This window comes from Duganella sp. Dugasp56, assembly GCF_047304105.1.
In the GTDB taxonomy this organism is placed as follows: domain Bacteria; phylum Pseudomonadota; class Gammaproteobacteria; order Burkholderiales; family Burkholderiaceae_D; genus Rugamonas; species Rugamonas hordei.
On record NZ_JBGLYQ010000013.1, the window covers coordinates 95,813 to 109,353 of the forward strand.

Genomic DNA, 13,541 nt, shown 5'->3' on the forward strand with positions numbered 1-13,541 from the left:
GTGAAAAAGTAAACCGAAAAGAGCCGCAAGGCTCTTTTTTTATTCCGGCTTCGATGCGTTGTCGTTGCGCAGCAGCTGCGACATGTACTGCGGCGTGATGCCGAGGAACGACGCCACCACTTTCTGCGAGATGCGCTGCTCCAGCCCCGGGTACTGGCGGCGGAAGGCGTTCAGCCGACCCTGCGCCGGCGAGGCGTTCAGGTACAGGCGCCGGCCCTGCTCGATGATGCCGCGCTCGGACACCTTCAGGTAGTAGTCGCGCAACACATGGCTGCTGTCGGCCAGCTTGCTGAGTTCCAGCCAGTCCAGGCGGTAGCCGTGCACGGCCGTCTCGGCGACGACGAAATTGAGCGCGGGCTTTTCCTCGCGCGCGCGCAACAGGTCGTCGTGGGCGGCGGCCGGCTGGCCGTCGGTGAGGAACTGCAGCGTGACTTCGTTGCCGGTCTCGGTGATGAAGCCGGTGCGGGCGACGCCGCTGTGCAGCCAGTGGACGTTCTGCGCCACCGTGCCGATGCGTTGTAAAAATTCACCCTTGCGCAAGCTCACCGGCACCGCCAGCGGCGCCAGCTGGCGCGTCACCTCATCGTACATTTCAGTCGTCACCTTGTAGCGTTCGGCGATGATTTCCCGGTATTTTGCTCTATGTTCTAAGAATGCCTGATTCATTTTTTTGGTTTGCTGTGAAATCCCGGCATGTAAATGGCCGTACATAATATCCGGAAGTGTAAACGTTTTCTCAGTGGAAGGGACAATTTTCGTTGCGGATTGGAACTAAAAACGCAAATATATTTCAAGCTTAAAGCAATTGAAAGAGGTTGAGCGGGGCTGGATTTTGGCGTTACCATAAGACAGCACCAGCGCAGCCGGCGGCGCGCGACCGGCCTACAATTCGGGAGACTCACATGAAAATCAGCGACCTCAGCATTGGACGCCGACTGTCCCTTGGCTTTGCTGTCATCCTTGCGATTCTGATATTGAACACCTGTGTCGGCATCTACCGCCTGCAAGGCGTCGCTGAATCCACCCGCGCCATGATGGAGGCGCCGCTGGCCAAGGAGCGCCTGATCGCCGACTGGTACCGTGTGGTGTTTGCCGGCATCCGCCGCACCACGGCGGTGGCCAAGAGCGCCGATCCGGCGCTGGCCACCTTCTTCGCCGAGGACGCCAAGGTCTCCACCGCCTACGCCCAGGGCCTGATCAAGAAAATCGAAGAGCTTGCCAACGACGGCGACAAGGCGCTGATGGCGGACCTGGTCAGCACCCGCAAGAACTATGTGGCTTCGCGCGACGGCGTGATGAAGGCCAAGGCCGGCGGCGACGCCGACGAGGCCAGCCGCCTGCTGGAAAGCGCTTACTTGCCGGCCTCCAAGGTCTACGAGACCATGCTGCAGAAAATGCTGGACCACCAGCGCAAGGAAATCGACAGCGCCGCCGCCCGCATCGACGAGGTGGCCAGGAACAGCCGCAACCTGCTGGTGCTGATGGCGGCGCTGGTGGTGGCCTTCAGCGTGGCGTTCGCGTGGTGGCTGACGGCCGGCATCACGCGGCCGATCAACGAGGCGGTGGCGCTGGCCGAGTGCGTGGCCTGCGGCGACCTGGTCGATCACAGCAACCATGCGACGACCGGCTACAACCAGGACGAGCCGGGCAAGCTGCTGCAGGCGCTGCACCGCATGTCCAGCGGCCTGGTGCAGATCGTCAGCGACGTGCGCAGCGGCACCGACACCATCGCCACCGCGTCGTCGCAGATCGCCGCCGGCAACCTGGACCTGTCGTCGCGCACCGAGCAGCAGGCCAGTTCGCTGGAAGAGACGGCGTCGTCGATGGAGCAGCTGACGTCCACCGTCAAGCAGAACGCCGAGAACGCGCGCCAGGCCAACCAGCTGGCGGCGTCGGCGTCGGAGGTGGCCGCGCGCGGCGGCGCCGAGGTGTCGGACGTGGTGCAGACCATGGCGTCGATCGACGCCTCGTCGAAGAAGATCGTCGACATCATCGGCGTCATCGACGGCATCGCGTTCCAGACCAACATCCTGGCGCTGAACGCGGCGGTCGAGGCGGCGCGCGCCGGCGAGCAGGGGCGCGGCTTTGCCGTGGTGGCGACCGAGGTGCGCAACCTGGCGCAGCGCTCGGCCAGCGCGGCCAAGGAGATCAAGGCACTGATCGACGATTCGGTGACCAAGGTGGCGACCGGCACGCGGCTGGTGGGCCGGGCCGGCAGCACGATGGAGGAGGTGGTGGCCAGCATAGCCCGCGTCACGCACATCATGGCCGAGATCAGCAACGCCAGCAGCGAGCAGACCAACGGCATCGAGCAGATCAACAACTCGATCACGCAGATGGATCACGTGACGCAGCAGAACGCGGCGCTGGTGGAGCAGGCCGCGGCGGCGGCCGATGCGATGCAGGAACAGGCCGCCAAGCTGGCCGACGCCGTCAGCATCTTCAAGCTGGGCGACGCCGCGCCGCGGCGGCCGGCGATGCCGGCGCGCGGCGGCGCGCGCGCCATGCTGGCCTGAGGGGCAGCTGTAACGCTCAGGCCGTAACGCTCAGGCGGTAATGTTTAGGCTTTTTCCGGCGTGCCGATGAAGCGGTAGATCGCCGCGCCCAGCAGCGCGCCGGCGATCGGCGCGACCCAGAACAGCCACAGCTGGCTGACCGCCCAGTCGCCCACGTACAGCGCCACGCCGGTGCTGCGCGCCGGGTTGACCGAGGTGTTGGTGACCGGAATGCTGATCAGGTGGATCAGGGTCAGGCCCAGGCCGATCGGCAGCGGCGCGAAGCCCTTGGGCGCGCGCTCGTCGGTGGCGCCGAGGATAATCAGCAGGAACATCATGGTCATCACCACCTCGGTCACCAGCGCCGCCAGCAGCGAGTAGCCGCCCGGCGAATGCGCGCCGTAGCCGTTGGAGGCGAAGCCGCCCATGACGTCGAAGCCGGCCTTGCCGCTGGCGATGACGAACAGCACGCCGCCGGCGGCGATGCCGCCCAGTACCTGCGCGACGATGTAGGGCAGCAGCTTATTGGCGGGGAAGCGGCCGCCGGCCCACAGGCCGATCGACACCGCCGGATTCAGGTGGCAGCCAGAGATGTGGCCGATGGCGTAGGCCATCGTCAACACCGTCAGGCCGAAGGCCAGCGATACGCCCAGCAGGCCGATGCCGACACCGGGAAAGGCCGCCGCCAGCACGGCACTGCCGCAACCGCCGAGCACCAGCCAAAACGTTCCAAAAAATTCCGCGCCATATTGTTTCATGTTTTTCCTTCGATAGAATGAGCCAGTTTGCATAATGTATTTGCAACGTTGTCAATCTACCCGGGACGGAGCAAAAAGTCGAGCGCGGAATTTTCACGCGGCCGGCAGGCGCAGCAGCAAACGGGTGCGGGCGCTGTCGTCCTGCGCGCTCAGCGCGCCGCCCTGCACCTGCGCCTGCAGGCGCGCCGCGTACATCGGCAGCGCGTTGTCGCCGGCCGGACGCTGGGCCTGGCCCTGCAGGCAGGCGCGCTGCGCGGCCGGCAGCACGCCGGCATATTCCAGCGACAGCGTCCAGCAACCGTCTTCCAGCGCGGCGCCCAGCACGATGGAGGTGCCCGCCGGCGTATGGGCCGCCGCGTTCAGCGCCAGGTGTTCGAACAGCGTCTGGCACAGCGTGCGGTCGGCCAGCACCGTCACCGGCGCCGGCGGCAGCATCACCGGATGGGTGCGGGCGGTGGCGGCGGTGGCGGTGGCGCGCGCCAGCATCGCGTTCAGCGCCAGCGGCTCGCTGCCCGGCTGGCACACGCCCTGTTCGATGCGGCACAGTTCGAGCGACAGGCTGGCCAGCCGCAGCGCGCGGTGCGCCGCCTCGTCCAGCCGCTGCAGCGTGTCGCGCCGGGCCGGCGCCGCGGTCAGCGCGGGATCGGCCAGCAGCTGTTCGCCGGCGGCGATCACCTCGGCCAGCGGCGCGCTCAGGTCGTAGCGGCTCAGGCGCTCGACTTCCTCGCGCAGCTGGGCGTTGTCGGCCACGGCCGAGTTCTGCCGCTTCAGGTCGGCCATCATGCCGGCCAGCCGCAGGTGCGTGCGCAGGCGCGCCTTTAGGATGGCCGGATCGACCGGCTTGGTGACGTAGTCGACCGCGCCCAGCTCGAGGCCGCCGACGATGTCCCCGGTCTGGTCCTTGGCCGTCAGGAAGATCACCGGGATGTCGGCGGTGGCGGGATCGGCCTTGAGGCGGCGGCACACTTCGAAGCCGTCCATTTCCGGCATCATGATGTCGAGCAGGATCAGGTCCGGCCGGTGCACGGGAGTGATCTCCAGCGCCTTCTTGCCGGAGATCGCCACCTTGACGCCGTAGCCGTCCTCGGCCAGCATGCCGGCGATGACCTTGATGTTGGTGGCGATGTCGTCGACCACCAGCACGGTCGCTTCGCGCAGGCGTTCCTCCAGCGGGCGTTCCATGCCGATCAGCGGCGCCGGCGCCGGCGTGGCGGCGGACGCGGCGGCGCGGCGCATGGCCGCGCGTTTGGCGGCGGCGTCGCCGCCAGCAAGCCTTCGCGGTTGGCTTCGCCGGGCAGCAGCATGAACGGCAGCTCCTTGTCGGCCAGCGTGCTGCGCACCCAGCGCAGCAATTGCAGGCCGTTCATGCCCGGCATGTCGAGGTCCGAAATGACGGCGGCGATCGGCCGCTCGTTGAGGATGCGGCAAGCTTCTTCGCCGCTGCCGACCAGGAACACGTTGGCGAAGCCGAGATCGGCGAGGATGCCTTTGACCACGGAGCGCATTTGTTGATTGTCGTCCACCACCAGCAACGGCAGCGAGAGATCGATATTCGGCAGAGGCATGGAAGGTTCCAGCGTGATAGTGAGTAAGGTCGAAAGCAAGGCAATGCCGCGCTGGCTTGCTGCGGTGGTGCTGCTACAACAGTAGCAAGCAACGTCCATCATGCAAGCATCTATCTTAACTTTACTTTATTTTTCTTTTGAAGCAATTTGAGGTGCTGTGGCTTAAAACTCCACAATACAATTGATTGTCGGCCACATTGTGGCGCAGGCTTTATTTCTGGGATACAGTTGGACTTCCACAAGGCCGCACATGCGCCTTGCGAGATGATAGTGGGGTGGCGTCCAGTGAAGAATAATGCGGGTATGGATAGCAGGATATTGATGCCCTTCGGCCTGGCCGGCGCGGGCGCGCTGGGGACCGTGGTTGCCGGCTGGAGCACCTGGGGCTGGTACACGCTGTTGTGGTCGGCGTTGCTGCTGGCCGCCGCCGCATGGTGCGCGCGCGCGTCGGGCGCGGCCGGCATGGGCGGCGGCGAGCAGCAGATGATAGACAGCTACCTGGCCGGACGCGAGCAGTTCGGCGACGCCGTGCTGCCGATCTGGTGCCGCCACATCGAAAACTCGCGCACCCAGATGGAGGAAGCGGTGGCCGACCTGGCCGGGCGTTTCTCCAGCATCGTCGACAAGCTCGACAACGCGGTCCATGTGTCCAGCCACGGCGGCGGCCAGGGCGGCCCGGCGATGACCGAGGTGTTTGCGCGCAGCGAAACCCAGCTCGGCTCGGTGGTGGTGTCGATGAAATCGGCGATGGCTTCCAAGCAGGCCATGCTGGCCAAGATCAAGGACCTCGAAAGCTTCACGCGCGAATTGCGCGACATGGCCGAAGGCGTGGCCAGCATCGCCGCGCAAACCAATCTGCTGGCGCTGAACGCGGCCATCGAGGCGGCGCGCGCCGGCCCCGCCGGCCGCGGCTTCGCGGTGGTGGCGCAGGAAGTGCGCAACCTGTCGAGCCGCTCGGCCGAGACCGGCCGCAACATCTCCAACCGCGTCGGCCTGATCAGCAGCGCCATCCTGGCCGCCAGCCAGGCGGCCGAACAGTCCAGCGAGCAGGAAGACAAGTCGATGCAGTCGGCCGAAGGCATGATCGATACGGTGCTGCAGGACTTCCGCCGTATGACCGACGAGCTGGTGCAGTCGTCCGACCTGCTCAAGCAGCAGAGCGTCGGCATCCAGGGCGAGGTCGGCGAGGCGCTGGTGCAGCTGCAGTTCCAGGACCGCGTCAGCCAGGTGATGGCGCACGTGCGCGAAAACATGGAGCTGCTGCCGGCGCTGTTGCGCGACAACCGCGACCGCTACCACGCCGACCAGGTGCTGGAGCCGCTCGACCCGCAGCCGCTGCTGCACGAACTGCAAAAAACCTATGCGATGGCGGAGGAGCACGCGATCCACACCGGCTCGCGCCACGCCACCCCGGTCGCCGCCGCGGCCGATGAAATCACTTTCTTCTGAGGATAGCTAAACCATGGCAAAAACCATTATGGTGGTCGACGATTCCGCATCCCTGCGCCAGGTGGTCGGCATCGCGCTCAAGGGCGCCGGCTACGACGTGATCGAGGGCCGCGACGGCGTCGACGCGCTGTCCAAATGCACCGGCCAGAAAATCCATCTGGTGGTGTGCGACGTCAACATGCCGAATATGGACGGCATCACCTTCGTCAAGGAATTCAAGGCCCTGCCCAACTACCGCTTCACGCCGGTCATCATGCTGACCACGGAATCGCAGGAGAGCAAGAAGGAAGAGGGCAAGGCTGCCGGCGCCAAGGCATGGGTGGTCAAGCCGTTCAAGCCCGAGGTGCTGCTCGGCGCCGTCGCCAAGCTGGTGCTGCCCTAAACCGAACGACCGAACGACTGAACGGAGGCCGCGATGCCGGACCAATCACCGCAGGACGTTACCCGCATTGCCATCGACGGCGAGATGACGATCTACCGCGCCGCCGACCTCAGAGTCGTGGTGCTGGAAGCGCTGCGCAAGTCGCGCGTGCTGGAGATCGACCTGGCCGGCATCACCGAACTCGATACCGCCGGCCTGCAGGTGCTGATGCTGGCCAAGCAGACCGCCAACGCCGACAAGCGCGAACTGCGCCTGCTGCACCACAGCCCGGCCGTGGTCGAGATATTCGAAATGCTGGACCTGGGCGCGTTCTTCGGCGACGCCCTGCTGATACACGACTGACCTGCGAGGCCACGCCATGAACCTGGACGAAGCGCTACAGACATTTATCACGGAAAGCCGCGAACTGCTCGAGGAAATGGAAAACGCGCTGCTCAACGTCGACCTTGCGGGCGACCAGAGCGAGGCGATCAACGCCATCTTCCGCGCCGCCCACACCATCAAGGGTTCGGCCGGCTTGTTCAGCCTCGATCACATCGTCGCCTTCACCCACGTGGTCGAGAGCCTGCTCGACGAAGTGCGCGACGGCCGCGTGGTGCTCAACGATGAAATGATCGTGCTGCTGCTGTCGTGCTGCGACTACCTGTCCGGCATGACGGACGCGCTGGCCGCCGGCCGGCTGGAGGCCGATCCGGACACCGCGCCCGAAGGCGAGATGCTGCTGCAGCAGCTGCGCCGCCACATGGAAGGCGGCGCGGACGCCGCCGGCACAGCCGCAGGTGCAGCGTCGGCGCCGCTGGCGGTGCAGGCCGAGCCGGGCGTCGAGCGCATCGCCCAGCACGGCGGCGACAGCGACTACTGGCACATCTCGCTGCGCTTCGGCCGCGGCGTGCTGCAGAACGGCATGGACCCGATCGCCTTCCTGCGCTACCTGGCCAAGCTGGGCCGCGTGGTGGGCATCGCCACCGTGCCCGATGCGCTGCCGCCCGCCGACGAGATGGACGCGGAGCTGTGCTACCTCGGCTTTGAAATCGCCTTCGACAGCACGGCCGACCGCGACGCCATCGCCGGCGTGTTCGAGTTCGTGCAGGACGATTGCGAGATCCGCATCATCCCGCCGCACAGCAAGGTGTCGCACTACGTCGACCTGATCCGCGCCTTGCCGGAGCAGGCCGCGCGCCTGGGCGAGATACTGGTGCGCTGCGGCAGCGTGACCGCGTTCGAGCTGGAGGGGGCGCTGCACCAGCAGTCGACCGAGGAGCGCCCGGCCGACGAGCCGCAGCAGCAGCTGGGCAGCATCCTGGTCGGCGCCGGCAACGTGCCGCCGGTGGTGGTGGAGGCGGCGCTGGCCAAGCAGAAGCAGGTCAGCGAACAGAAGGCGCAGGAGAGCCGTTCGATCCGCGTCGATTCCGACAAGCTGGACCGGCTGATCGACCTGGTCGGCGAGTTGATCATCGCCGGCGCGCGCGCCAGCATGATAGGCCAGCATATCCAGAACGCCGAGCTGCTCGAATGCACCTCGACCCTGACCGGGCTGGTGGAGGACGTGCGCGACGCCGCGCTCGAGCTGCGCATGGTGAAGATAGGCGCCACCTTCAACCGCTTCCAGCGGGTGGTGCACGACGTCGCGCGCGAGCTGGGCAAGGACATCGGCCTGATCGTCGACGGCGAGGATTCGGAACTGGACAAGACCGTGGTGGAGAAGATCGGCGATCCGCTGATGCACCTGGTGCGCAACGCCATGGACCACGGCATCGAGCCGGCCGACGTGCGCGTGGCCAACGGCAAGTCTGCCAAGGGCATGATCAAGCTCAACGCCTTCCATGAATCGGGCAGCATCGTCATCGAAGTCAGCGACGACGGCGGCGGCCTGCGCAAGGAAAAGATCCTGGCCAAGGCCGTCGAGCGCGGGCTGGTGGACGCCGACCGCAAGCTGACCGACAGCGAGATCTACAACCTGATCTTCGAGGCCGGGTTTTCCACCGCCGAGAAGATCACCAACCTGTCCGGACGCGGCGTCGGCATGGACGTGGTCAAGCGCAACATCACCGCGCTGCGCGGCAGCGTCGACGTCAGCAGCAAGGAAGGCGCCGGCACCACCGTCACCGTGCGCCTGCCGCTGACGCTGGCCATCATCGACGGCTTCCTGGTGCAGGTGGGATCGTCGGTGTTCGTGATCCCGCTCGACATGATCGAGGAGTGCATCGAGTACGCCACCGAGCCGGGCCAGGACTATTGCAACCTGCGCGGGCAGGTGCTGCCGTTCGTGCGTCTGCGCGAGCTGTTCCGCATCGACGGCGCCGCCACGCGGCGCGAGAGCATCGTCGTGCTCAAGCTGGGCAACCAGCGCGCCGGGCTGGTGGTCGATACGCTGCTGGGCGAATTCCAGACCGTCATCAAGCCGCTCAGCCCGATGTTCAGCGAAGTCAAATGCATCAGCGGCTCGACCATCCTGGGTAGCGGCGAAGTGGCGCTGATCCTGGACGTGTCGGCGCTGATGCAGGCCGTCAGCGGCAAGGGCGCCGCCGTGGCGCTGGCCGCCTAGCCTGAAAGAGGAAACCATGAATACCGCCGTCAACAATGTCGTGACTTACGGGAGCAGCGCCATTGTCGCGCTGCAGAGCGGCGCCGCGCTGCCCAGCCAGTTCCTGACCTTCATGCTGGGCGAGGACCAGTACGCGGTCGGTATCCTGCACATCAAGGAGATCATCGAGTACGGCAGCCTGGCGACCGTGCCGATGATGCCGGACTGCGTGCGCGGCGTGATCAACCTGCGCGGCGCCGTGGTGCCGGTGATGGACCTGTCGGCGCGCTTCGGCCGCAGTCCCAGCGTCATCGGCAAGCGCAGCTGCATCGTCATCGTCGAAGTCGACAGCGGCGACGGCGAGTGCAAGCAGGTGCTGGGCATGCTGGTCGACGCGGTCAACGCGGTGGTGGAGATCGCCGCCGGCGACATCGAACCGGCGCCGTCGTTCGGCACCCGCATCCGGCCCGACTTCATCGCCGGCATCGGCAAATTCAACGGCAAGTTCGTGATCCTGCTCGACATCGAACACGTGCTGTCGAACGAGGAAATCGTGGAAATGGCGCGCGACACCGTCGCCGCCCGCAGCAACTGACCATCGAAGCAAAGCAGCCCATGCCCGTCACCGCCATCACCGACCGCGAGTTCATGCAGTTCCAGCGCTTCATCTACGATGCGGCGGGTATCTTCATGGCCAACGGCAAGCAGGCGCTGGTCAGCGGCCGTCTGGCCAAGCGGCTGGCCCACTATCAGCTCAACAGCTATGGCGACTATCTGCGGCTGCTGGAAAGCCGCACGCAGCCGGCCGAGCTGCAGGTGGCGGTCGACCTGCTGACCACCAACGAAACCTATTTTTTCCGCGAGCCCAAGCACTTCGCGCTGCTGCGCGACCTGGCCACCGAGGCGCGCGACAAGAAGCAGACCCTGCGCGTGTGGAGCGCCGCCAGTTCCAGCGGCGAGGAACCGTACAGCATCGCCATGGTGATGGCCGACGTGCTGGGCGACGCCGCCTGGGAGGTGCTGGGCACCGACATCAGCACCCGGGTTCTGGAGCGCGCCCGCAGCGGCCACTATCCGATGGAGCGCGCCAGCCAGATGCCGCCGGCCTACCTGAAGCGCTTCTGCCTCAAGGGCCAGGGCTGCGAGGCCGGCACCATGCTGATCGAGCGCCCGCTGCGCCAGCGCGTGCAGTTCCGCCACCTGAACCTGAACGAGCCGCTGCCCAAGATCGGCAGCTTCGACGTGATCTTCCTGCGCAACGTGATGATCTACTTTAACCTGGAGACCAAGCGCCAGGTGGTGGCGCGGCTGCTGGCGCAGCTGCGGCCCGGCGGCTACTTCCTGATCGGCCATTCCGAGACGCTCAACGACATCAACGATACCCTGCTTGCGGTGGCGCCCTCCATCTATCGCAAACCATGACGGCGACGCTGACCATGGCCGATTCCAAGCTGATCGATATCTTCCTGATGCCCGGCGATTTCTTCGTCGGCGACCAGCGCTACCGCGTGCGCACGCTGCTTGGCTCCTGCGTGTCGATCACCTTGTGGCATCCGGCCCTGCGCATCGGCGCGATGTCGCATTTCCTGCTGCCCGGCACCGGCCGCAGGAAGGCCCACGACAAGCCCGGCATCTACGGCGCCGACGCCATGGCGCTGATGCTCGAAGGGATGGCGCAGCACGGCGCGCCGCCGATCCAGTGCCAGGGCAAGATCTTCGGCGGCGCCGCCATGTTCCCGCGCAACGCCAAGGTGCGCGACATCGGCATGCAGAACGGCGACTACGCGCGCAGCCTGTTGCAGCAGCACGGCATCCAGGCGGTGTCCGAAAGCCTGTTCGGCGAAGGACACCGTCAGTTGATTTTCACCATCCGCAGCGGCGAAGTATTGAGCCGCCAGGTGGCGCCCGATGCGGCGGCGCCCCGCAAGACCAAGGAAAAGGCATGAGTGGAATCAAGGTCATGATCGTCGACGACTCGGCCGTGGTGCGCCAGGTGCTGAGCGGCCTGCTCAACGCGGCGGCCGGCATCACCGTCACCCACGCGGTGGCCAATCCGCTGCTGGCGATCGAGCGCATGAAGGTGCAATGGCCGGACGTGATCGTGCTCGACGTCGAGATGCCGAAGATGGACGGCATCACCTTCCTGCGCAAGATCATGGCCGAGCGCCCGACGCCGGTGGTGATCTGCTCGACGCTGACCGAGAAGGGCGCGCAAACCTCGGTCGAGGCGCTCAGCGCCGGCGCGGTGGCCATCATCACCAAGCCTCGGCTGGACCTGAAGCAGTTCCTGCACGACAGCGCCGACGAATTGGTGTCGGCGGTGCGCGCCGCCGCCGGCGCCCACGTCGGCAAGCTGGTCAACCGTCCGCCGCCGGTGCCGGCGCCCAAGCTCAATGCCGACGCCGTGCTGCCGCCGTCCGACCACAAGCCGATGACCGCCACCACCGAGCGCGTGGTGGCGATCGGCACCTCCACCGGCGGCACCCAGGCGCTGGAAGAGGTGCTGACGTCGCTGCCGCGCGTGTCGCCCGGTATCGTGGTGGTGCAGCACATGCCGGAAAAATTCACCGCCGCCTTTGCCGCCCGCCTCGACAGCGTGTGCGAGGTGCGCGTCAAGGAAGCCGCCAACAACGACCGCGTGCTGCAAGGCCAGGTGCTGATCGCGCCGGGCGGCAAGCATATGCTGCTGCGCCGCACCGGCGCCCAGTATTTCGTCGAGGTGGTCGACGGCCCGCTGGTCAACCGCCACCGGCCGTCGGTCGACGTGCTGTTCCGCTCGGCGGCGCGCGCGGCCGGCGCCAACGCGCTGGGCGTGATCATGACCGGCATGGGCGACGACGGCGCGGCCGGCATGCTGGAGATGTTCAAGGCCGGCGCGCGCACCGTGGCGCAGGACGAAGCCAGCTGCGTGGTGTACGGCATGCCGAAGGAAGCGGTCAAGCGCGGCGGCGTGGAGAAGTCGGTGCCGCTGAACGCGATCTACCGTGAAATCCTGCAGCAGCTCGGCTACTGACCTTACCGCATATGGAACCAGCGCGCACCATGCCGACACAAACCGCCACCGTCAACGAGACCGCCGTCGCCCGGGCCTGGGCCGGCCAGCGCGTGCTGGTGGTGGAGGACAGCGCGGTGCAGCGCGGCTACCTGGTCGGCCTGCTGCGCCAGCTCGGCTTCGGCGACATCCTGGAGGCGGGCGACGGCAACGAAGCCTTGCAGATGCTGGAGCGGCAGGACGGCGAGCCGATGTTCCTGGTGCTGACCGACCTCGAAATGCCGGGCATGGACGGCATCGAGCTGACCTGCCAGCTGCGCGACCGGCGGCTGGCGCAAAACCTGATCGTGGTCAGCGCGCGCGATCCGCGGCTGCTGGAGATCATCGAGAACATGAGCTTTGACGATGCCTGCCTGGACCTGCTGGGCACCTTGCTCAAGCCGGTGCAGCTGGACGCGCTGACGCAGTTGCTGGAGCGCGCCGGGCGTGCGGTGGCCGCCAAGCCGGCCTGCGCGCAGCCGGACCAGCCGCTGCTCGACGAACTGGCGCAGGCGCTGGCGCGCGGCGAATTCCTGCCTTACTACCAGCCCAAGATCGCCATGCAGAGCGGCCAGCTGAAGGGCATGGAAGCGCTGGCGCGCTGGCGCCATCCGGTGCGCGGCCTGCTGGCGCCGGCGCATTTCATCGATGCGCTGGAAGGCACGCCGCTGATGGAGGACTTCACGCTGGCGATGGTCGGCCAGGTGCTGGCGCAGCTGGAGGAATGGCAGCGGCACGGCCTGCCGCCGCTGACGGTGTCGATCAACCTGTCGGCCGACAACCTGGCCGAGCGCAGCTTCATCGACCGGCTGACGGCGCTGGTGATGGCCTCCTCGGTGAAGCCGGCCACGCTGGTGTGGGAAGTCACCGAGACCAGCGTGATGCGCCAGCTGTCGCAGGCGCTGACCAATATGGGCCGCTTGCGGCTGATGGGCTTCGGCCTGGCGATGGACGATTTCGGCATCGGCTATTCGTCGATGCAGCAGTTCGCGCGTTGCCCGTTCACCGAACTGAAGATCGACCGCGCCTTCGTCAACGGCGCGTCGCAGCGGGCCAACCGCCACGTGGTGCTGAAAAGCGCGCTGGACCTGGGCCAGAGCCTGGGTGTGGCCACCGTGGCGGAGGGGGTGGAGACGATCGAGGACTGGAAGCTGCTGCGCGAGCTGGGCTGCGACATGGCGCAGGGCTATCTGCTGGCCAGGCCGATGCCGGCGGAGGATCTGGTCGGGTGGATGAGGCAGGACCGGCGCCGCTTGCGGGCGCTGGCGGTGGACGAGCAGGGCCAGGGCGCGGCATCGCGTCCTGATTAAATATATCTAAAAAAACGGCCTAACTGG

The 13,541-nt window shown here is 66.5% G+C and carries 14 protein-coding genes; 10 read left to right on the forward strand and 4 right to left on the reverse strand.

Annotated elements, in window-relative coordinates; all coding sequences use genetic code 11:
* Positions 1-39 precede the first annotated feature (39 nt).
* Positions 40-666, reverse strand: coding sequence for a Crp/Fnr family transcriptional regulator (locus ACCD07_RS11355; RefSeq protein ID WP_353404769.1), 627 nt, complete (start codon positions 664-666; stop codon positions 40-42).
* A 236-nt stretch (positions 667-902) separates the two neighbouring features.
* Between ACCD07_RS11355 and ACCD07_RS11360 the strand changes: the two genes are divergently transcribed.
* Positions 903-2,516, forward strand: a complete 1,614-nt coding sequence (locus tag ACCD07_RS11360; protein WP_176655958.1) for a methyl-accepting chemotaxis protein — start codon at positions 903-905, stop codon at positions 2,514-2,516.
* Between the two features lie 44 nt (positions 2,517-2,560).
* On the opposite strand, the gene aqpZ is transcribed toward ACCD07_RS11360, so the two are convergent.
* The 3 genes from aqpZ to ACCD07_RS11375 all read right to left on the reverse strand — a co-directional run bounded on the left by aqpZ (position 2,561) and on the right by ACCD07_RS11375 (position 4,818).
* Entirely contained in the window at positions 2,561-3,253 is a 693-nt protein-coding gene (gene aqpZ, locus ACCD07_RS11365; protein ID WP_413447401.1) for an aquaporin Z, read from the reverse strand.
* Between the two features lie 93 nt (positions 3,254-3,346).
* The gene (locus tag ACCD07_RS11370) at positions 3,347-4,489 is read right to left on the reverse strand and encodes a response regulator (protein WP_413447402.1); all 1,143 of its coding nucleotides are present in this window, start codon (positions 4,487-4,489) and stop codon (positions 3,347-3,349) included.
* Positions 4,441-4,818 carry a response regulator gene (locus tag ACCD07_RS11375; protein ID WP_413447403.1) on the reverse strand — a complete coding sequence of 126 codons (378 nt, stop codon included), beginning with the start codon at positions 4,816-4,818 and terminating at the stop codon, positions 4,441-4,443. Before ACCD07_RS11375 ends, ACCD07_RS11370 begins: the two co-directional genes overlap by 49 nt.
* Positions 4,819-5,121: 303 nt before the next feature.
* Between ACCD07_RS11375 and ACCD07_RS11380 the strand changes: the two genes are divergently transcribed.
* Genes ACCD07_RS11380 through ACCD07_RS11420 form a run of 9 tightly spaced genes read left to right on the forward strand, consistent with a single transcriptional unit; the run spans position 5,122 to position 13,514 of the window.
* Positions 5,122-6,267 (forward strand): methyl-accepting chemotaxis protein, encoded by a 1,146-nt coding sequence (locus tag ACCD07_RS11380; protein ID WP_413447404.1) that lies wholly within the window; start codon positions 5,122-5,124, stop codon positions 6,265-6,267.
* A gap of 13 nt (positions 6,268-6,280) precedes the next feature.
* Complete coding sequence (locus ACCD07_RS11385; RefSeq protein WP_176655955.1) at positions 6,281-6,649, forward strand: response regulator; 369 nt, start codon at positions 6,281-6,283, stop codon at positions 6,647-6,649.
* Between the two features lie 33 nt (positions 6,650-6,682).
* The gene (locus ACCD07_RS11390) at positions 6,683-6,991 is read left to right on the forward strand and encodes a lipid asymmetry maintenance protein MlaB (RefSeq protein ID WP_413447405.1); all 309 of its coding nucleotides are present in this window, start codon (positions 6,683-6,685) and stop codon (positions 6,989-6,991) included.
* 16 nt (positions 6,992-7,007) lie between these two features.
* Positions 7,008-9,194 (forward strand): chemotaxis protein CheA, encoded by a 2,187-nt coding sequence (locus tag ACCD07_RS11395; RefSeq protein WP_413447406.1) that lies wholly within the window; start codon positions 7,008-7,010, stop codon positions 9,192-9,194.
* 16 nt (positions 9,195-9,210) lie between these two features.
* Positions 9,211-9,768, forward strand: a complete 558-nt coding sequence (locus tag ACCD07_RS11400) for a chemotaxis protein CheW (protein ID WP_353404776.1) — start codon at positions 9,211-9,213, stop codon at positions 9,766-9,768.
* 20 nt (positions 9,769-9,788) lie between these two features.
* Complete coding sequence (locus ACCD07_RS11405; RefSeq protein WP_353404777.1) at positions 9,789-10,595, forward strand: CheR family methyltransferase; 807 nt, start codon at positions 9,789-9,791, stop codon at positions 10,593-10,595.
* Positions 10,592-11,119, forward strand: a complete 528-nt coding sequence (locus ACCD07_RS11410) for a chemotaxis protein CheD (RefSeq protein ID WP_413447407.1) — start codon at positions 10,592-10,594, stop codon at positions 11,117-11,119. The genes ACCD07_RS11405 and ACCD07_RS11410 overlap by 4 nt, the downstream gene beginning before the upstream one ends.
* On the forward strand, positions 11,116-12,186 hold the full coding sequence (locus tag ACCD07_RS11415; RefSeq protein ID WP_176655949.1) for a protein-glutamate methylesterase/protein-glutamine glutaminase: 1,071 nt from the start codon (positions 11,116-11,118) through the stop codon (positions 12,184-12,186). The genes ACCD07_RS11410 and ACCD07_RS11415 overlap by 4 nt, the downstream gene beginning before the upstream one ends.
* A gap of 29 nt (positions 12,187-12,215) precedes the next feature.
* On the forward strand, positions 12,216-13,514 hold the full coding sequence (locus ACCD07_RS11420) for an EAL domain-containing protein (protein WP_353404781.1): 1,299 nt from the start codon (positions 12,216-12,218) through the stop codon (positions 13,512-13,514).
* The last annotated feature ends 27 nt before the right edge of the window (positions 13,515-13,541 follow it).

Coding starts and splice junctions, on each gene's coding strand:
- ACCD07_RS11405 (WP_353404777.1), top strand. CDS start 9,789: ATGCCCGTCACCGCCATCACCGACCGCGAGTTCATGCAGTTCCAGCGC.
- ACCD07_RS11395 (WP_413447406.1), top strand. CDS start 7,008: ATGAACCTGGACGAAGCGCTACAGACATTTATCACGGAAAGCCGCGAA.
- ACCD07_RS11370 (WP_413447402.1), bottom strand. CDS start 4,489: ATGCGCCGCGCCGCCGCGTCCGCCGCCACGCCGGCGCCGGCGCCGCTG.
- ACCD07_RS11360 (WP_176655958.1), top strand. CDS start 903: ATGAAAATCAGCGACCTCAGCATTGGACGCCGACTGTCCCTTGGCTTT.
- ACCD07_RS11420 (WP_353404781.1), top strand. CDS start 12,216: ATGCCGACACAAACCGCCACCGTCAACGAGACCGCCGTCGCCCGGGCC.
- ACCD07_RS11355 (WP_353404769.1), bottom strand. CDS start 666: ATGAATCAGGCATTCTTAGAACATAGAGCAAAATACCGGGAAATCATC.
- ACCD07_RS11385 (WP_176655955.1), top strand. CDS start 6,281: ATGGCAAAAACCATTATGGTGGTCGACGATTCCGCATCCCTGCGCCAG.
- ACCD07_RS11375 (WP_413447403.1), bottom strand. CDS start 4,818: ATGCCTCTGCCGAATATCGATCTCTCGCTGCCGTTGCTGGTGGTGGAC.
- ACCD07_RS11415 (WP_176655949.1), top strand. CDS start 11,116: ATGAGTGGAATCAAGGTCATGATCGTCGACGACTCGGCCGTGGTGCGC.
- ACCD07_RS11390 (WP_413447405.1), top strand. CDS start 6,683: ATGCCGGACCAATCACCGCAGGACGTTACCCGCATTGCCATCGACGGC.
- ACCD07_RS11400 (WP_353404776.1), top strand. CDS start 9,211: ATGAATACCGCCGTCAACAATGTCGTGACTTACGGGAGCAGCGCCATT.
- ACCD07_RS11410 (WP_413447407.1), top strand. CDS start 10,592: ATGACGGCGACGCTGACCATGGCCGATTCCAAGCTGATCGATATCTTC.
- aqpZ (WP_413447401.1), bottom strand. CDS start 3,253: ATGAAACAATATGGCGCGGAATTTTTTGGAACGTTTTGGCTGGTGCTC.
- ACCD07_RS11380 (WP_413447404.1), top strand. CDS start 5,122: ATGGATAGCAGGATATTGATGCCCTTCGGCCTGGCCGGCGCGGGCGCG.